Origin of the sequence: Streptomyces sp. Pv4-95 (genome assembly GCF_045782725.1) — a bacterium.
In the GTDB taxonomy this organism is placed as follows: domain Bacteria; phylum Actinomycetota; class Actinomycetes; order Streptomycetales; family Streptomycetaceae; genus Streptomyces.
Genome location: NZ_CP127172.1, coordinates 3,098,459 through 3,115,264, shown reverse-complemented (window position 1 = coordinate 3,115,264; position 16,806 = coordinate 3,098,459). Strand labels below are relative to the sequence as shown.

Here is a 16,806-nt window from a genome sequence, read left to right as displayed (position 1 = left end):
GCCGACCGCGCCGACACCACGGGGACAGACCGGCCGGACCAGAGCGGGACGGCCGCCCATGGAGGGGAAGACGATGGCGAAGCGGGTTTTGGGGAACGACCGGGGACAGACCTCGATCGAGTACCTGGGGATCATCGCGGTGGTCGTGGCGATCGTCCTGGTCCTGTCGACCACGGACTTCGGCAGTCAGATCGCGAACGCCATCGCGAACAAGATCTCCGACGTCGTCGGCATCTAGCTGCCGCCACGGCCGTGACGGCCCACACTGCGCGCCGCCGACGGCGCGACGCGGGGCAGGCCTTTCCGCTCTACATCGTGGCGGTGGGGGGCCTGCTCTTTCTCGCGCTCGCGTTCTTCGCCGTCGGCCAGGCCGCGGCCACCCGCAACGGGGCGCAGACCGCCGCCGACGCGGCCGCGCTCGCCGCCGGACAGAAGTACCGCGATCAGCTGAGCACCGCCCTTCTCGACGCGATCCGCGGCGGCGGCGACGCATCGGCCTGGGAGGAGCTGCTGAACGGCCGCGGCGTTCCCTCCGCGGCGGCCTGCGCGGCGGCGGACTGGTTCGCCGGGGAGAACGACGCGGCCGTCTCCGCCTGTACCCCGGACTCCTGGCCCACGTCCTTCGCCGTGACCGTCAAGACCCGTAACACCGTCGGTGATTCGGTCATCCCGGGGACCGAGAACCGGCACGCGTCGGCGACGGCGCAGTCCGTCGTCGGCCCCCGCTGCACCATCGACGCACCGCCGTCGGACGACGGCGATACCACCGGCGGCACGGCCGGGAAGGACGGCGAGGACGGCAAGGGCGACCCGGCGGGCAAGGACGGCGAGGACGAGGGGGACAAGCCGTCGCCGGTCACCCTCCTCTGCGACGGCAAGAGCGTGCCGCTCGATCCGGACACGCCGCACGATCTCCCCGACGCCTCCGACCTGTTCTCCGTACGTCTCGCCCGCTGACCGGCTCCACCTCGCTCCCCGGTCACCGAACCTCCCGGCCGGGCCCGCCCGACGACCCGACCTGACCGAGCAATCGACGATCAAAGGAATCGATCCATGAGCATTCGGCGCACCACGAAGGCCGCCAGGGGAGCGGTCGCCATGGCGAGCGCTGTCGGCCTGGCTCTCGTCGTGGCCGGCTGCGGTGGCGACGGCGGCGGGTCGCAGGCGACGGACGACAAGAAGCCGGCGGCCCACAGCTCCGCCCCGAAGAAGAGCGACACCGGCGCGCCCGCCGCCGACTCCGACAAGGTGATCGGCGAGATGAAGGGGCCGGACGGCGTGGTCGTCACCCTGCACTCCGTCGTCCGCGACTCCGGAGGCTTCGTGACGGTCAACGGCACGGTGACCAACCGCGGCACCCGCGCCTTCAACGCCATCGACTGGCGCTCCAACGAGACGGAGATGCGCTCGCGTTCCTCCATCTCGGGGGCCACGCTCGTGGACAAGGCGGGCAAGAAGAGGTACCTGGTGCTGCGCGACACCAACGGCGAGTGCCTGTGCACCACCGGACTCAGCGGTCTGATGCCCGGCTCCAGCCGCCCGGTCTTCGCACAGTTCCCGGCGCCGCCCGCCAAGGTGACCGAAGTCGACTTCCAGCTGCCGACGATGCCGCCGGCCAGCGTGCAGATCACGGACTGAGCCGGCCGATGACCCCTACCCGGACCCCGCGTGCGCCCCGCGCCGCCCGTACGGCCGTCACGGCCGCCCTCGCGCTGCTGCTGACCGCGGCGCTGTCAGTGCCGGCCGCCCAGGCCGACCCGCCCGGCGTGACCGAGGACTCCGATCCCCCGGTGCGGATCGACGCCCACGACCCCGACCTCAAGATGGTCCAAGGGGCCGAGCTGGCGCCCTCCAAGGTGCTCAACATCAAGTCGATCGTCGAGACCGACGACGGCTCCGAGCGCCGGCAGGACACCAACGACAACGTGACCTTCGCGCTGCAGGCCGAGGTCCTCTTCGGCAAGGACAGCGCGAAGCTGACGCCGGACGCGCTCTCCCGTATCGCCACCATCGCCGAGGAGATCGAGAAGCAGAACGCCACGGGCTTGCGGGTGTTCGGGTTCACCGACAACCTCGGCTCCGCCGGGCACGGCCTGGTGCTCTCCAAGGACCGCGCCAACGCCGTCCAGCGGGAGCTGGCCAAGGAGCTCGACTCCTCGGTCACCTTCCAGATCCGCGGCTACGGCGAGCAGTATCCGATTGCCGACAACAACACGGAGGCCGGCCGCAAGAAGAATCGCCGTGTCGAGGTGAGCTTCCCGCGCGACGGTTCCTGAGCGTCCGCCGTACGGCGGCGGCCCGCGATGCGCGGACCCCGGGGCGCGGCGCCGGTTGCCGACCGGAAAGGGTGAACGGCGGACCATTGCGCGGCGAAGTACGGGACGTTGACCCGGCAGATAGTACATATGGGGATAAGTGCCCCGTGAGGACATCTGCCCTATGGTCACTTACGCACCGCACGCACGCGATCAGCTGGAAGTGCATCGCGCGGCCCCACCTGCCTGCTCCTGCCCTGGGAGAAGGGGTTCGCGGCAGGGAGACGAGCCACCAGCTGAATCCGCGTGCAGGCGGCGTCGCTGACTTGCGCACGTGGGAACGTCCGTACGGTCAGCGCGTGTTGTCGGGGACCACCGTGAGGTGCAGCCCCGGGCGCAGGCCCCAGCGTGCCATCGCTCCCGCCTCCGCCTCCAGGACATGCCGCGCCCGCGGCCGGGGCACCCCCAGGCGCCCCGGCCGCATGGTGCGTACGGCCAGCACGGTGAAATCCCGGCTCAGATACGCGATATCGAGCGCGAACCGCATCCGGAAGGTGTGGATGCCGCTCGCGGGCGTCAGCAGCAGCGCCCCCTCGATGCCGTCGCGGCCCAGCAGGCCACGGGTGCGGGCGCGGTAGGACGCAGCGATCTCCACCGGAATATCGGTGGCCGCGCCGTGCAGGATCCCCGGGCCGTTCTCCCAACGCGCCATGGGCGACGTTCTATCAGCTCCCCGTTCTAAGGTCGACGCGTGTCAGTGATGCTGATGGTGCTCGCCGCCGCCTACGGTGCCGCGGCCGGGCTGCTCATACCGCGACCGGCCCACCGGCTGAGTGTCGAGCCCGAGGAGGAGTGGCGCGCGGCCTGCCCGGAAGGGCACCCGATCACCGGGGTCGCACGGGGCTGGCTGGGGCGGGGGCGCTGCGCGCGGTGCGGGACGTACGGGCCGGGCGTGCCGGCGACGGTCACGGTCACCTCGCTGGTCTGCGCGGCCCTGGCGGCGGCCACCGGACCGCGGCCGGAGCTGGCCGCCTGGCTGCTCGCGGCGCCGGTCGCGGTGCTGCTGGTGGCCGTCGACCGGCGGGTGCGGCGCCTCCCCGACGAGCTGACCCTGCCGCTCGCCGCCGCGGTCGCGGGGGTCCTGGGGGTGGTCGGATGGCTGACGGGGGAGACCGGGGCGTGGCGGCGTGCCCTGCTCGGCGGGCTGGTCCTCGGGGGGTTCTATCTGCTGCTGTTCGTGCTCAGACCGGCCGGACTGGGGCTGGGAGACGTCAAGCTGGCTCTGGGGCTGGGGGTCGCCCTCGGGTGGTACGGCTGGCCCACCCTCGTCACGGGCGGCGCGGCGGGGGTGCTGATCGGGGCCCTCTACGGCGCCGGGCTGCTGCTCCTCGGGCCCGAGGGCCGGAAGGCGACCATGCCCCTCGGGCCGTTCATGATCTCCGGTGCCTTCTGCGGCCTGCTGCTGGGAGCGTCCGCGGCCACCTGATTCCCGCGGCCTCCGAGCGAGACCTTTCCGGGCCCGGGGCCCCCGCTCAGCCGGAGCCACGCCGCGATTCCCGGGGGTGCGCGGAGCACGACCCCCGCAGGGTTATGGTGGGATCCCCCCCTCGGGCCGGTCCGTATCCCCCCCCACGGACCGGCCCGTTTTTTTGTGCCCGAGGGCGGCCCGGCGGGTGGGCGCATGCCCGGAGGCCGCGCCCGGAGCCGGAGCCCGGAGCCGCGGCCCCGGGTCTCAGCACCCGGCCCCGGCACCCGGGCCCCGGCCGCGGTCAGCCCCGTTTGGCCCAGATGTTCACGCCGTCCGTGGTCTTGGCGAACTCGTCGATCTCGGCCAGCTCGTCCGGTGTGATCCCGGGTGCGTCGAGGGCCGCGACATTGGCCTCCAGCTGCGCCACACTGCTCGCACCGATCAGCGCGGAGGTCATCCGCTCGTCACGCAGCACCCAGCGCAGAGCCAACTGCGCCAGCGACTGGCCGCGGCGGGTGGCGATGTCGTTCAGGCCGCGGAGCCGGCGTACGACGTCGTCGGACAGCAGGCCCGGGTCCAGGGACTTGCCCTGCGAGGCGCGCGAGCCCTCCGGGACGCCCTGCAGGTACTTGTCGGTCAGCAGGCCCTGCGCCAGTGGGGCGAAGGAGATGCAGCCCATGCCCTCGGCCTCGAGGGTGTCCAGCAGCGCGTCGTCCTCGGTCCAGCGGTTGATCATCGAGTACGAGGGCTGGTGGATGAGGGGCCTGACCCCCATCCCGCGCAGGATCCGGGCCGCCTCGCGGGTCTGCTCGGCGTTGTAGGACGAGACGCCGGCGTACAGCGCCTTGCCCTGCTGGACCGCGGACGCCAGGGCGCCCATCGTCTCCTCCAGCGGCGTGTCCGGGTCGAAGCGGTGCGAGTAGAAGATATCGACGTAATCGACACCCATCCGCTTCAGTGACGCATCCAACGACGAGAGGAGATATTTCCGCGAACCCCATTCGCCGTAGGGACCGGGGTGCATCCGATATCCGGCCTTCGTGGAGAGAATGATCTCGTCGCGGTAGGGACGGAAGTCCTGCGCGAAGATCTTGCCGAAGTTCAGCTCCGCGGAACCGGGCGGCGGGCCGTAGTTGTTGGCCAGGTCGAAGTGGGTGATGCCCAGGTCGAAGGCACGACGCAGGATGGCGCGCTGGGAGCTCAGGGTGCGGTCGTCCCCGAAGTTGTGCCAGAGTCCAAGGGAGATAGCGGGGAGTTTGAGGCCGCTGTGGCCCGTGCGCCGGTACTCCATGGAGTCATAGCGCGAATCCACGGCGCGGTAGTCAGATGTGCCAGTCATGCTCATCTCCCTATCACGTACTTGTGACACACCTGATTGGGCTGTCGATACACCCGAGAAGTAAAGTTGCCCACTTGAGGCGACGGGGCGACCGCCATCGGCACGGAGGGGCTGGACCACACATGCTGCGATCTTCCGGGGTGCGCATCCCGTATCCGCCTGCACTGCGCAATCTGGTCTACCGGCTGTACGCGCGCCGGGTGGAGGGCCGCCTGGACCACACCCAGGTGCCCAAGCACATCGGCGTCATCCTGGACGGCAACCGCCGCTGGGCGCGGGCCGACGGGCGCACGACCGAGCAGGGCCACCAAGCGGGCGCGGCCAAGATCAGTGAGCTGCTGGGCTGGTGTGAGGAAACCGACGTCGAGGTCGTCACGCTGTGGATGCTGTCCACCGACAACCTCGACCGGCCCGAGAACGAGCTGACCCCGCTGCTGGGCATCATCGAGAACACCGTGCGCGACCTGGCGGCCGACGGCCGCTGGCGGGTGCACCACGTCGGCAACCGCGATCTGCTCCCCTCCGGTACCCAGCAGGTGCTCAAGGAAGCCGAGCAGGAGACCGTCGACAACAGCGGCATCCTGGTGAACGTCGCGGTCGGCTACGGCGGCCGGCAGGAGATCGCCGACGCGGTGCGCTCGCTGCTGCTGGAACACGCCGAGCGCGGCACCTCCTTCGAGGAGCTCGCCGAGATCGTCGACGTCGAACACATCTCCGAGCACCTCTACACGCGCGGCCAGCCGGACCCGGACCTGGTGATCCGCACGAGCGGCGAGCAGCGGCTGTCGGGCTTCATGCTCTGGCAGAGCGCCCACTCGGAGTACTACTTCTGCGAGGTCTTCTGGCCGGCGTTCCGGAAGGTCGACTTCCTGCGGGCGTTGCGCGACTACGCCGCCCGGCACCGCCGTTACGGCTTCTAGCCGAACGGGCCCCGGAGAATTCTCCGGGGCCCGTTCGCGTCCCGGGGGCCGCCGTTAGCCCAACCGGCCCCCGCGTCACCCTTCGCGGCACATCCGTCTCTCCCGCCTCTCCGCCGCTCAGCGTTCGCGTGTCACCAAAGGTTCACCGGCCGGGCGTCATATGCACGGGCATGGGTGAGGGGCTGACAGGGCATATCCCTTCCAGGTCGGCGTCCGGAACCAGACATCGGGCGTCGCATCTCAGCGGGCGGCATGGGGCCGTCCGCCCGGGAGGCCCTTTGCACAACACGGACGCTCGTGCGCACCGCACGGACGACGCGGAGGGCCGGCGTTCGGCCCTCGCATCGTGGCCAGAACCCGGTCCTGTCCCCCGCGACGCCGTCGCACCCCGACCTCATCCGAGGGGGTTCGTCCACCCGTGGTGAACAGCAAAAAGCGCCGTGACAACGGCCGGCGCACTTACGTCCTCGACACCAGCGTCCTGCTGGCGGATCCAGGCGCCATGTCCCGCTTCGAGGAGCACGAAGTCGTGCTGCCGGTCGTTGTGGTCACGGAGTTGGAGGCGAAGAGGCACCATCCCGAGCTCGGCTATTTCGCGCGGCAGGCGCTGCGCCTGCTGGATGAGTACCGGGTGCAATTCGGCCGACTCGATGCGCCCATCCCCATCGGGGAGCTCGGCGGCACCCTCCGGGTCGAGCTGAACCACTCCGATCCGGGGATCCTGCCCGCCGGCTTCCGGCTCGGCGACAACGACTCGCGGATCCTGGCCGTGGCGCGCAATCTCCAGGCCGAGGGGTACGACGTCACCGTCGTCTCCAAGGACCTGCCGCTGCGCATCAAGGCCAGCTCGGTCGGTCTGCTGGCCGAGGAGTACCGCGCCGAACTGGCGATCACCGACTCCGGCTGGACGGGGATGGCCGAGCTGACCGTCCCCGCCGAGCAGGTGGACGATCTGTTCGCCGCCGAGTCCGTACATCTGCCGGACGCGGCCGAACTTCCGGTGCACACCGGACTCGTGCTGCAGTCCGAGCGCGGCAAGGCGCTCGGCCGGGTCACCCCGGAGGGTGCGGTCCGGCTGGTGCGGGGCGACCGGGAGGCGTTCGGCATCCACGGCCGCAGCGCCGAGCAGCGGATCGCACTGGATCTGCTGCTCGACCCGGATGTCGGGATCGTCTCGATGGGCGGCCGGGCCGGCACGGGCAAGTCGGCGCTGGCGCTGTGCGCGGGTCTGGAGGCCGTGCTGGAGCGTCAGCAGCACCGCAAGGTGATGGTCTTCCGGCCGCTGTACGCCGTCGGCGGCCAGGAGCTGGGCTATCTGCCGGGCAGCGAGGCGGAGAAGATGAGCCCCTGGGCTCAGGCCGTCTTCGACACGCTGTCCGCGGTGACCAGCAAGGACGTCATCGAAGAGGTGGTCGGGCGCGGCATGTTGGAGGTGCTGCCGCTCACCCACATCCGCGGCCGGTCGCTGCATGACGCGTTCGTCATCGTCGACGAGGCCCAGTCGCTGGAGCGGAACGTCCTTTTGACGGTTCTGTCCCGTATCGGCGCCAACTCCCGGGTCGTACTGACCCATGACGTCGCACAACGGGACAATCTCCGGGTGGGGAGGTATGACGGTGTGGTCGCGGTGGTCGAGAAGCTGAAGGGCCATCCGCTGTTCGCACACGTCACGCTGAACCGCTCCGAGCGGTCGCCGATCGCGGCACTGGTGACCGAAATGCTGGAGGACGGCAGGATCTGACCGTTTGTGAACCATGGCGCCGCCCGGAAAAGCGAAGGAGCTTAGCCGGGCGGCGTTCTGTCGCGCGGGGATATCCGAAAATCCCCAGGTGTAAACGAGGTGTGAGCTTTCACACGCAACGGAGAATTGATTCGCGGCATCTCGTTCGGGCAGAGTCTGGGTCCTGTCAGGCCCCGCATGCGACACAGCGGCCTCCCTCCGGGGAGGCGAGCACCATCCGAACTTCATAGCGAGTCGTCGCATGCCGCCCGAAGCACCACGCGGACCCCCGAGGGGGACGTACCGGGCCAGTGCCTCCCGTGACCAGTCGGCCGCCACCGCTCAACGGTGGCCGGAACAAGGGGAGACCAGCGCCAGGGGCACGATTGCGCCCGCGAGGTCACCTATGCGGGCGATGCTGGAAGGAAAACGTGTGAGCCGGATCTCGGTCCGGGGATTCGCCGTGGCCTCCGCCACCGCGGTCACCACCGTCGGCGCCGTAGTCGGCGTCGCTGCAGGCAGCGACCAGGGCTCGGTCGGCAACACCGAGGCCACCGCGGCCGACGCGACGATCGCTGACATCCCCGCGGGCCAGCAGGCCCAGGTGCAGACGGCGTCCCTGACGCAGCAGGCGGACGAGCAGTCCACCCAGGCCGATGCGGCAGCCCTCAAGTCCGCGCAGGAGTCGGCACGCAAGGCCGCCGCACAGACCGCGCAGGAGAAGAAGGAATCTGCCGAGAAGGCAAAGGCGGAGAAGGCCGCCAAGGAGCGCGAGGAGAAGCTGGCAGCGTCCCGCTCCTCGGCGCGCGACGCCGGCGACTTCACGGTCAAGGGCTCTTACACCGTCGCCGAGACTCAGGCCATCGCGCGCCAGATGATCCCCGGCGAGCAGTTCCAGTGCTTCAGCAACATCGTGGACCACGAGTCGAGCTGGAACTACCAGGCCAGCAACGCGTCCTCCGGCGCGTACGGACTCGTGCAGGCCCTGCCCGGCTCGAAGATGTCCTCGGCCGGCTCGGACTGGCAGACCAACCCGGCCACGCAGATAAAGTGGGGCCTGAACTACATGAACGACCGCTACGGCAGCCCCTGCGGTGCCTGGTCGTTCTGGCAGGCCAACAACTGGTACTAGGCCCTCCGGGAGCCGTACCGGCAGCATCACAGCGCTTCCGAAACCCCCGACCGCGCGAGCGTCGGGGGTTTCGTGCGTCCGCGCCGGGTAACGTCGTGCCGTCAGTGTTGGGGGACGGGAGGGGAAGAGGAAGCGACATGTCCAGATTGCCTCAGTGGATCGGTGACCTCGGCGCCGGTCTGACGCGGCTGTCGCAGCGGCTGGAGGACCAGCGCCGCCGCGCGGAAGCAGCGGCGGTGGCCGGCGACTCCGACGCGCTGGGGAGTGCCGAGTACGCGGACGGCCGTGGCGGGACCACGGAATCCGGCACGCCGGACGCCACGCGGCCGGTGGCCAACGGCTCCCCTGCGGCGGACGGTGCGGCAGGATCGGGCCCGGCCCGCAAACAGCTGCCGGACGCCGTGGACGGTGTGCCGCACCCCGGCACGCAGGAAGCGGCACCGACCGCTGCCCGAACGCCGGAGTCGGTGCCCGCACCGCCGGCATACGCCCCGGCCGTGGCGCCCCGCCCGGACCCGGTGGACGCGGTGCCGTGGGGCGTGCGGGTCTCCGCCGAGGTCGGCTGGCGCCTGCTGGTCCTGGCCGGGACGCTGTGGGTGCTCGCCCGCGTCATCACCACGATCGAACTCGTCGTCCTGGCCTTCGTCGCGGCGCTGCTGATCACCGCTCTCCTCCAGCCCACCGTCGGGTGGCTGCGCAACCGGGGACTGGCGCGGGGGCTGGCCACCGCGCTGACCTTCATCGGCGGCTTCGTCGTGATGGGGCTGGTCGGATGGTTCGTGGTGTGGCAGGTCCAGGACAACATCGACTCGGTGTCCAGCCGTATCCAGGAGGGCATCACCGAGCTCAAGGGCTGGCTGCTGAAGAGCCCGTTCCATGTGACCGAGAGTCAGATCAACCACATCGCGAAGAACCTGCAGGACGCGGTCGGCGCGAACACCGAGGCGATCACATCGGCGGGCCTGGAGGGCGTCACCGTCGTCCTGGAGGTCCTCACGGGCATCCTGCTGGCGATGTTCACCACCCTCTTCCTGCTCTACGACGGCCGCCGGATCTGGACCTGGCTGCTCAAGCTGGTCCCGGGCGTGGCGCGGGCGGGCATGGCGGGCGCGGGGCCGCGTGCCTGGCGAACGCTGACCGCCTATGTGCGCGGCACGGTGGTGGTCGCGCTGATCGACGCCATCTTCATCGGCATCGGGCTCTGGTTCCTCGATGTGCCGCTGGCCGTACCGCTCGCCGTCTTCATCTTCCTGTTCGCCTTCATCCCGCTCGTCGGAGCGGTGGTCTCGGGCGCGCTGGCGTGTGTGGTCTCGTTGGTCACCCAGGGCGTGTTCACCGCCCTGATGGTGCTGGCGGTCGTGCTGGCGGTGCAGCAGATCGAGGGGCACATCCTGCAGCCCTTCATCCTGGGCCGGGCGGTCCGGGTCCATCCGCTCGCCGTGATCCTGTCGGTCGCCGCGGGCGGTCTGATCGCGGGGATCGGCGGTGCGGTCGTCGCGGTCCCGCTGGTGGCCGTCACCAACACCGTCGTCGGCTATCTGCGCTCCTACTCCAGGGAGCAGGCGCTGCGGATGACGCCGGCGCCGCGCGGCGCGACCGCGCTCGGGGCGGCGCCGACACCGACGCCGACGCCGGTCCGGGTGCGGACCGAACAGCCGCAGGAGTAGCCGCGGGCCGCCGGGGCGCTGTGCGGCTCGCAGCGCCCCGGCGGAGCCCCAGCTCCCCTACGCAGCCCCAACTGACGCACAGAACCCCGCAGACAACTCGTCTGCGGGGTTCTGTGCTGTGGCGTGCGGCTGTGCACCGGCGCCGCCGCACCTCACTGCGTGCGGTGGTGCGTCACTCGGCGAGCGCGGCCTCGGCGTCGAGGGTGGCGCCGACGGCCTGCAGGACGGACGCGATCTTGACGGCCTCCTGGATCGTCTCGCGGTCCACACCGGCCTTGCGGAGCACCTGCTCGTGCGAGTCGAGGCACTGGCCGCAGCCGTTGATGGCGGAGACGGCCAGCGACCACAGCTCGAAGTCGACCTTCTCGACACCGGGGTTGCCGATGACGTTCATCCGCAGACCGGCGCGCAGCGTGCCGTACTCCGGGTCCGACAGCAGGTGCCGGGTCCGGTAGAACACGTTGTTCATCGCCATGATGGCGGCGGCCGACTTGGCGGCGGTGTACGCCTCGGCGGAGAGGTTGGCCTTGGCCTCCGGCTCCAGCTCGCGCAGGACCTTCGGCGAGCGCGAGGCGATCGCGCAGGACAGGACCGTGCCCCACAGCTGCTGCTGCGGAAGGTCGCTGTTGCCGATGACCGAGCCGAGGTTCAGCTTCAGGTCCTTGGCGTAGTCCGGTATGGCGGACTTGAGTTCGTCGAGAGCCATGTCAGCTCAGCCTCCTGTTCGCTTGTCCGCTGTTCACTCGCCCGAGAGGAGCGCGACCGGGTCGAGGGTCTCGTCGCCCTTGGACCAGTTGCAGGGGCACAGCTCGTCGGTCTGCAGGGCGTCGAGGACCCGCAGGACCTCCTTGGGGTTACGGCCGACGGAGCCGGCGGTCACCATGGTGAACTGGATCTCGTTGTTCTGGTCGACGATGAAGACGGCGCGCTGCGCGAAGCCGTCCTCGCCCTCGATGCCCAGGTCGCGCATCAGCTCGTGCTTGGAGTCGGCGAGCATCGGGAAGGGCAGGTCGGTCAGGTCCGGGTGGTCCTTGCGCCAGGCGTGGTGCACGAACTCGGAGTCACCGGAGAAGCCGAGGATCTGGGCGTCGCGGTCGGCGAAGTCCTCGTTCAGCTTGCCGAAGGCGGCGATCTCCGTCGGGCACACGAAGGTGAAGTCCTTGGGCCACGCGAAGACGATCTTCCACTTGCCCTCGTAGGTCTTGTGGTTGATCTGCTCGAATTCGTTGCCGGTCTCCAGCGAGACGCAGGCGGTCAGTTCGAACTCGGGGAACTTGTCACCGACAGTGAGCACGCGCTCTCCTTGTGGGGGAGTAACAGCCCACACAGAACCCCTTATTGGGGATTCGGGGGCTTTCCTTGGGGCTTGGACGGGTTACACAGTGCCACAGGCGTTATTGATCAGGGAAATAGCCGCATCGTGATGCGTTGATCGGGTCCGGCTATCAGTGGCGCCCGTCACGCGCCGCCCCTGTGCTCGCGTACCGGGGGCGCCCCCGGTATTGATCAGAAGACTGGCTAGACTGGTCAATCTTGATCGGAGGTGGTTATCAGTGGCTTCTCCCGCCAGCCCGGGCGGCAGGCCCCGGCAGCCCAGCCTCTCCCAGCTGCGGGCGTTCGCCGCGGTAGCCGAATATCTGCACTTCCGCGAGGCGGCCGCCGAGATCGGCATGAGCCAGCCCGCACTCTCCGGGGCGGTCTCCTCGCTGGAGGAGGTGCTCGGGGTGCAGCTGCTGGAGCGTACGACGCGCAAGGTACTGCTGTCGCCCGCGGGGGAGAGGGTGGCGGCCCGCGCCCGAACCGTCCTGGACGCGGTCGGCGACCTGATGGACGAGGCCGAGGCGGCCCGCGCGCCGTTCACCGGCGTGCTGCGGCTGGGCGTCATCCCGACCGTCGCGCCGTATCTGCTGCCGACCGTCCTGCGGCTGGTCCACGAGACGTATCCCGACCTGGACCTCCAGGTGCACGAGGAGCAGACCGCGTCCCTGCTGGACGGGCTCGCCCACGGGCGGCTCGACCTGCTGCTGCTCGCGGTGCCCCTCGGCGTCCCGCAGGTCACCGAACTCCCCCTCTTCGAAGAGGACTTCGTACTGGTCGCGCCCAAGGAGCACTGGCTGGGCGGCCGCGGGGACATCCCGCGGCAGGCGCTGAAGGAACTCGACCTGCTGCTTCTCGACGAGGGCCACTGCCTGCGGGACCAGGCGCTGGACATCTGCCGCGAGGCCGGCCGGGACGAGGGCACCCCGGTGACGACCAGCGCGGCGGGGCTGTCCACGCTGGTCCAGCTGGTGGCCGGCGGAATGGGCGTGACACTGCTGCCGCGCACCGCGCTGCGGGTGGAGACCGGCCGCAACGACCAGCTGACGACCGGGTACTTCGCGGACCCGGCGCCCGCCCGGCGGATCGCGCTGGCGATGCGCAGCGGCTCGGCACGGCATCGCGAGTTCGAGGAGTTCGCGGACGCGCTGCGCGAGGCCCTGCGGGGACTGCCGGTCCGGATAGTGAAGGGCTAGGGCGTGTCCGCAAAGTCCCGCCTGGCGGACACGCCCTGGAGCCCAAGGCCGAAGCGGCCCCGCCGGGGGGCGGTTACTCCGTGCGCAGGCCGTCCGGCCGCATCAGGCGCCACAGGGCCGGCAGGCTCAGCGCGGTCACGAACAGGATCACCCCGGCACCGATGCCGGTCATCGCCGCCACCACCGGCCAGTCCACCGTCACCGCCGTGTCGATCATCGTCAGCAGCAGGGTGCCCAAGGTGAGCCCGCAGCCGAGCGCGAGGCCCAGGCCGAGCGTGACCGGGAGGGCGGTCTGCCACAGGATCGACCAGGCGAGCGTGGCGCGGCGGGTGCCGAAGGCGTCGAGGGCGGACAACAGCCGGCGGCGTTCCTGGAGCTGCTCGACGGTGGAGATGATCAGCCCCGCACCGATCAGCAGCAGCGTGACGACGGCGGCGGCGAACAGGCCGTCGCGGACGCTGGAGTACTGCGCGTCATGCGGATTGTCGAGGGTGGAGTACTCGGTCATCGTCGGGTCGATGCGCGCGGCGGTGTTGCGGATGTGCTCCACCGCGTCCTTGGTTCCCCGGTCGAAGTCGACCTTCAGCTCCATGTTCGGGGAGGACAGCCGGGCGGTGTCGAGCACCGACGGGGTGACCAGGAGGTCGTAGGAGAAGAGGCCGGGCCCGTGTCCGGGGGCGAGGAGCCGGGTGGTGCGGGCCGTGCGGGGAACCGTCCAGGGCCGGGGGATCGCGGGGCCCTCCCGGGTGAACGTGGCGTTGAGATCGACCGTGGCGCCGGGCGCGACGGGGGAGTCCTTCTCCCGGGCGTCGGTGACGAAGGCATCGCCGTCCCGGCAGGAGCCGACCCGGGCCAGCCTGCGCAGCTCGGCGCAGCTGCCGACGGCGACCGTCGCCATGGGGGAGCGGTCGGGGTCCCGGCCCGCGACGGGCATGGCGCCGAGGTTCGCGTCGACCGTGCCGCGTACCGCGGTCACACCGGGGGTGGCCCGCAGCGCGGTCAGCGCGCGCTCGGTCCGCGGCCAATTGCCGGAGCCGCCCCACAGGCCGATCTGCGGGAGTTTGCCGGACCGCGCGTACGCCTCGGCGTAGCCGGCCTGCATCCCGGTCATGAGCATGTGGACGGCGATGGCGCCGGCCACCGCGACGGTGATCCCGCTGACCGCGCGGGTGGCCGAGCCGCTGCTCAACTGGAGCCTTCGGGTGGCCAGTTGCCAGGGCACCGGGCCGCCGCGCAGGCGGCGCACCACCGCGTCGACCAGCCAGGGCAGCAGCGCGGTGACCCCGAGCAGCAGGAGCATCGCACCGGCCGCCAGCCGGACGGTGTTCAGCGGGGTGTCGGTCCACGGCCGCTCCCGGGCGAGCGGGAGCAGCAGCAGGGCGCCCGCGGCGGGCAGCGCCACCCGCCACCACAGCCGGCGGCGGACGGCGGCGCGGTCGCGGACCACGCCCAGCGGTTCCACGGTGACGCCGCGCTGCGCGAACAGCGTCACCAGGACCGACGCGATCGGCACGAGGAGCACGATCAGCGTCGTGGCCAGTGGGCCGGGACTCACGTCCGAGGGGAAGACGTTGACATCCCACAGCGTGATCACGGACGCGAGCTGCCGCGCGCCCAGGAAGAGCAGGGCCCCCGCGGCCAGCCCCAGCAGAGACCCGAAGAGCGACTCGCCGGACGCGATCCGGCGGGTGGTGGGGACATCGGAGCCGACCAACCGGAGCGCGGCCAGCCTGCGCTCGCGGCGTTCGTTGCCGAACCGGACGGAGGTGCCGATGAAGACCACGACGGGCATCAGCAGCGCCACGCTCGACATGACCACCAGCAGTGCGACCGGGGCCCGCAGCGCAGGGGCCTGCCAGCTCCTGCCGAAGTGGTCGATGCGGTAGCCGTCGGCCTCGCGGAGGGTGGCGGGCTGCGCGAGGTAGGTCAGTTCCTTCGGTCCGCGCAGACCCTCGTCGCCGATGTGGCCGGCGACCTCGAAGCGCAGCCGGTCGCGCAGCAGCGCCCCGCCGGGGGAGTCCAACAGCTGGGCGAGGGCGGGCGATACGAGCATCCGGCCGGGGCCGGGAAGGCGGTCGACGCCGGGTGGCACGGGCGGGTGTGCGCCGTCCGGGCGCACCAGCCGGCCGCGGATCTGCGTGCCGTGGAAGGTGGTGTCCGCCGAGGTGTAGAGCAGGGTGTCGTCGGCGGGCCGGGGGTCGTGCTCCTGGCCCAGGTTCTCGCGTGCCTTCTCCCTGCCGTGCCAGGAGTCCAGCAGGGACGGCACGGACGCGCCGAGCAGCAGGACGCCCACCCCCAGGGCGACGCCCGCGGCGGTCAGGGCCGTACGGATCCAGCCCTCGCGGCCGCCGCGGGTCGCGAACCGCATGCCCATCGCGAGGTCGCGGGCCCAGACGGCGGGTCCGGTGCGGGGGAGGGCGGTCGGTGCCGGGCGTTCGGCGGTGCCGCGTCCGCCGTCGGTGCCGGAGCGGGCGCGCAGCGGGCTCATCGCACGCCCGCAAGCATGTCCTTCACCCGGCCGTCGCGGACGACGATCTCGCGGTCGGAGTAGGCGGCGACCCGGGTTTCGTGGGTGACCAGGACGACGGCGGCGTGGGTGTCGCGGGCGGCGTCGGTCAGGAGGGCCATCACCCGCTCGCCGTTGAGGGAGTCCAGGGCGCCGGTCGGCTCGTCCGCGAAGATCACCCGGGGCCGGCCGGCGAGGGCGCGGGCGACCGCGACGCGCTGGCTCTGGCCGCCGGATATCTCACCGGGCCGCCGGTCGCGCACGGTGTCGACCTCCAGCCGCTCCAGCCACTCGCCGGCCCGCGCCTCGGCCTCCTTGCGCTTGGTGCCGTTCAGCCGCAGCGGCAGCGCGACGTTCTCCAGAGCGGTCAACTCCGGTACCAGTTGCCCGAATTGGAAGACGAAGCCGAAGTCGGTACGGCGCAGGGCGCTGCGCCGGGCGTCGCTCATGCCGGTGAGGGTGTGCGGGCCGTAGCGGACGGTGCCCGCATCCGGCAGGACGATCCCGGCGAGGCAGTGCAGCAGCGTGGACTTGCCGGAGCCGGAGGGGCCCATCACGGCGACGACCTCGCCGGGGTGCACGGAGAATTCCGCGCCGGCCAGCGCGGCGGTGGGGCCGTAGGTCTTGTGCAGGTCTTCCGCGGAGAGCAGGGATCCCTCCGGCGTCATGCGCGCACCGCCTCCGCCAGCCGGTCCAGCCGGGCTGCGGTCAGCTCCAGCCAGCGCAGATCGGCTTCGAGATGGAACAGCGCGTGGTCGCAGATCAGCTGGTCGGCGAGGTCGCCGGTGCGCTTGCGCTCGGTCAGCCCGCGCATCAGCCGCAGGTGCTCGGAGCGCTGGGTGTCGAGCAGCTCCGCGGCGTCGCGGCCGGTCATCAGGGCCAGCACGATCTTCGTGTAGAGCGTCGACTGGAGGTAGGGCTCGGGCTTCTCGGGGCGGGTGAGCCACTGCGCGACATCGGTGACCCCGGCGTCGGTGATGGCGTACCGCTTGCGCTCGGGACCCGCCCCGGCCTCCACCGCGTCCACCTCGACCAGGCCGTTCTTCAGCAGCCGGGACATCGTGGAGTAGACCTGGCCGTAGTGCAGCGGGCGGTCCTGCCCGAAGTGCTCGTCGAAGGCCCGCTTGAGGTCGTAGCCGTGGCGGGGGCCGGACTCCAGGAGGCCGAGCAGCGTATGACCGATTGACATGCGGCCACTCTACGCGGCGGGTGTAGCCGGAGTGTATACGCGGCATGCATAGCGACCGGGTCCCGGCGCAGTCCCCCGGGGGGCCGCTCGCCCACCC

General features: G+C 71.1%; 17 protein-coding genes. 10 read left to right on the top strand and 7 right to left on the bottom strand.

Annotated features, from left to right (window positions below; genetic code table 11):
• The first annotated feature begins 73 nt into the window (after window positions 1-73).
• The 4 genes from QOM21_RS13650 to QOM21_RS13635 all read left to right on the top strand — a co-directional run bounded on the left by QOM21_RS13650 (window position 74) and on the right by QOM21_RS13635 (window position 2,276).
• Window positions 74-238, top strand: a complete 165-nt coding sequence (locus tag QOM21_RS13650) for a membrane protein (RefSeq protein WP_033266190.1) — start codon at window positions 74-76, stop codon at window positions 236-238.
• Window positions 239-252: 14 nt separating this feature from the next.
• Window positions 253-957, top strand: a complete 705-nt coding sequence (locus QOM21_RS13645; RefSeq protein WP_407550167.1) for a pilus assembly protein TadG-related protein — start codon at window positions 253-255, stop codon at window positions 955-957.
• Between the two features lie 96 nt (window positions 958-1,053).
• Window positions 1,054-1,638 carry a hypothetical protein gene (locus tag QOM21_RS13640; RefSeq protein WP_407550166.1) on the top strand — a complete coding sequence of 195 codons (585 nt, stop codon included), beginning with the start codon at window positions 1,054-1,056 and terminating at the stop codon, window positions 1,636-1,638.
• Between the two features lie 8 nt (window positions 1,639-1,646).
• Entirely contained in the window at window positions 1,647-2,276 is a 630-nt protein-coding gene (locus QOM21_RS13635) for an OmpA family protein (protein ID WP_407550165.1), read from the top strand.
• 331 nt (window positions 2,277-2,607) lie between these two features.
• On the opposite strand, the gene QOM21_RS13630 is transcribed toward QOM21_RS13635, so the two are convergent.
• Window positions 2,608-2,967, bottom strand: a complete 360-nt coding sequence (locus tag QOM21_RS13630) for a DUF192 domain-containing protein (RefSeq protein WP_407550164.1) — start codon at window positions 2,965-2,967, stop codon at window positions 2,608-2,610.
• Window positions 2,968-3,006: 39 nt separating this feature from the next.
• Here QOM21_RS13630 and QOM21_RS13625 point away from each other — a divergent pair, with 39 nt between their 5' ends.
• Window positions 3,007-3,741 carry a prepilin peptidase gene (locus QOM21_RS13625; protein WP_407550163.1) on the top strand — a complete coding sequence of 245 codons (735 nt, stop codon included), beginning with the start codon at window positions 3,007-3,009 and terminating at the stop codon, window positions 3,739-3,741.
• Between the two features lie 283 nt (window positions 3,742-4,024).
• Here the strand turns inward: QOM21_RS13625 and mgrA are convergent, their stop codons facing one another.
• Window positions 4,025-5,062 (bottom strand): L-glyceraldehyde 3-phosphate reductase, encoded by a 1,038-nt coding sequence (gene mgrA, locus QOM21_RS13620; RefSeq protein WP_407550162.1) that lies wholly within the window; start codon window positions 5,060-5,062, stop codon window positions 4,025-4,027.
• Window positions 5,063-5,184: 122 nt separating this feature from the next.
• Between mgrA and QOM21_RS13615 the strand changes: the two genes are divergently transcribed.
• The 4 genes from QOM21_RS13615 (at window position 5,185) to QOM21_RS13600 (ending at window position 10,501) form a co-directional block, all read left to right on the top strand.
• The gene (locus QOM21_RS13615) at window positions 5,185-5,982 is read left to right on the top strand and encodes an isoprenyl transferase (RefSeq protein WP_393896301.1); all 798 of its coding nucleotides are present in this window, start codon (window positions 5,185-5,187) and stop codon (window positions 5,980-5,982) included.
• Between the two features lie 418 nt (window positions 5,983-6,400).
• Entirely contained in the window at window positions 6,401-7,723 is a 1,323-nt protein-coding gene (locus tag QOM21_RS13610) for a PhoH family protein (protein ID WP_407550161.1), read from the top strand.
• Between the two features lie 412 nt (window positions 7,724-8,135).
• Entirely contained in the window at window positions 8,136-8,834 is a 699-nt protein-coding gene (locus tag QOM21_RS13605; protein WP_407550160.1) for a transglycosylase SLT domain-containing protein, read from the top strand.
• Window positions 8,835-8,971: 137 nt separating this feature from the next.
• Window positions 8,972-10,501 carry an AI-2E family transporter gene (locus QOM21_RS13600; protein ID WP_407550159.1) on the top strand — a complete coding sequence of 510 codons (1,530 nt, stop codon included), beginning with the start codon at window positions 8,972-8,974 and terminating at the stop codon, window positions 10,499-10,501.
• 172 nt (window positions 10,502-10,673) lie between these two features.
• Here QOM21_RS13600 and QOM21_RS13595 read toward each other — a convergent pair whose 3' ends face one another.
• On the bottom strand, window positions 10,674-11,207 hold the full coding sequence (locus tag QOM21_RS13595) for an alkyl hydroperoxide reductase (RefSeq protein ID WP_393896305.1): 534 nt from the start codon (window positions 11,205-11,207) through the stop codon (window positions 10,674-10,676).
• Between the two features lie 33 nt (window positions 11,208-11,240).
• Window positions 11,241-11,795, bottom strand: coding sequence for a peroxiredoxin (locus tag QOM21_RS13590; RefSeq protein ID WP_407550158.1), 555 nt, complete (start codon window positions 11,793-11,795; stop codon window positions 11,241-11,243).
• Between the two features lie 259 nt (window positions 11,796-12,054).
• Between QOM21_RS13590 and QOM21_RS13585 the strand changes: the two genes are divergently transcribed.
• Window positions 12,055-13,014, top strand: coding sequence for a hydrogen peroxide-inducible genes activator (locus tag QOM21_RS13585; RefSeq protein ID WP_407550157.1), 960 nt, complete (start codon window positions 12,055-12,057; stop codon window positions 13,012-13,014).
• A 73-nt stretch (window positions 13,015-13,087) separates the two neighbouring features.
• On the opposite strand, the gene QOM21_RS13580 is transcribed toward QOM21_RS13585, so the two are convergent.
• The 3 genes from QOM21_RS13580 to QOM21_RS13570 are packed head-to-tail and all read right to left on the bottom strand — an operon-like array spanning window position 13,088 to window position 16,709.
• Entirely contained in the window at window positions 13,088-15,502 is a 2,415-nt protein-coding gene (locus QOM21_RS13580) for an ABC transporter permease (RefSeq protein WP_407550156.1), read from the bottom strand.
• The gene (locus QOM21_RS13575) at window positions 15,499-16,188 is read right to left on the bottom strand and encodes an ABC transporter ATP-binding protein (RefSeq protein ID WP_407550155.1); all 690 of its coding nucleotides are present in this window, start codon (window positions 16,186-16,188) and stop codon (window positions 15,499-15,501) included. Before QOM21_RS13575 ends, QOM21_RS13580 begins: the two co-directional genes overlap by 4 nt.
• Entirely contained in the window at window positions 16,185-16,709 is a 525-nt protein-coding gene (locus tag QOM21_RS13570) for a PadR family transcriptional regulator (RefSeq protein ID WP_407550154.1), read from the bottom strand. The genes QOM21_RS13575 and QOM21_RS13570 overlap by 4 nt, the downstream gene beginning before the upstream one ends.
• Window positions 16,710-16,806 lie beyond the last annotated feature (97 nt).

What these genes read in the sequence shown, in the direction of transcription:
- QOM21_RS13630 (WP_407550164.1), bottom strand. Translation starts at nt 2,967, where the DNA reads ATGGCGCGTTGGGAGAACGGCCCGGGGATCCTGCACGGCGCGGCCACC.
- QOM21_RS13615 (WP_393896301.1), top strand. Translation starts at nt 5,185, where the DNA reads ATGCTGCGATCTTCCGGGGTGCGCATCCCGTATCCGCCTGCACTGCGC.
- QOM21_RS13570 (WP_407550154.1), bottom strand. Translation starts at nt 16,709, where the DNA reads ATGTCAATCGGTCATACGCTGCTCGGCCTCCTGGAGTCCGGCCCCCGC.
- QOM21_RS13580 (WP_407550156.1), bottom strand. Translation starts at nt 15,502, where the DNA reads ATGAGCCCGCTGCGCGCCCGCTCCGGCACCGACGGCGGACGCGGCACC.
- QOM21_RS13650 (WP_033266190.1), top strand. Translation starts at nt 74, where the DNA reads ATGGCGAAGCGGGTTTTGGGGAACGACCGGGGACAGACCTCGATCGAG.
- QOM21_RS13640 (WP_407550166.1), top strand. Translation starts at nt 1,054, where the DNA reads ATGAGCATTCGGCGCACCACGAAGGCCGCCAGGGGAGCGGTCGCCATG.
- QOM21_RS13635 (WP_407550165.1), top strand. Translation starts at nt 1,647, where the DNA reads ATGACCCCTACCCGGACCCCGCGTGCGCCCCGCGCCGCCCGTACGGCC.
- QOM21_RS13575 (WP_407550155.1), bottom strand. Translation starts at nt 16,188, where the DNA reads ATGACGCCGGAGGGATCCCTGCTCTCCGCGGAAGACCTGCACAAGACC.
- QOM21_RS13600 (WP_407550159.1), top strand. Translation starts at nt 8,972, where the DNA reads ATGTCCAGATTGCCTCAGTGGATCGGTGACCTCGGCGCCGGTCTGACG.
- QOM21_RS13595 (WP_393896305.1), bottom strand. Translation starts at nt 11,207, where the DNA reads ATGGCTCTCGACGAACTCAAGTCCGCCATACCGGACTACGCCAAGGAC.
- mgrA (WP_407550162.1), bottom strand. Translation starts at nt 5,062, where the DNA reads ATGACTGGCACATCTGACTACCGCGCCGTGGATTCGCGCTATGACTCC.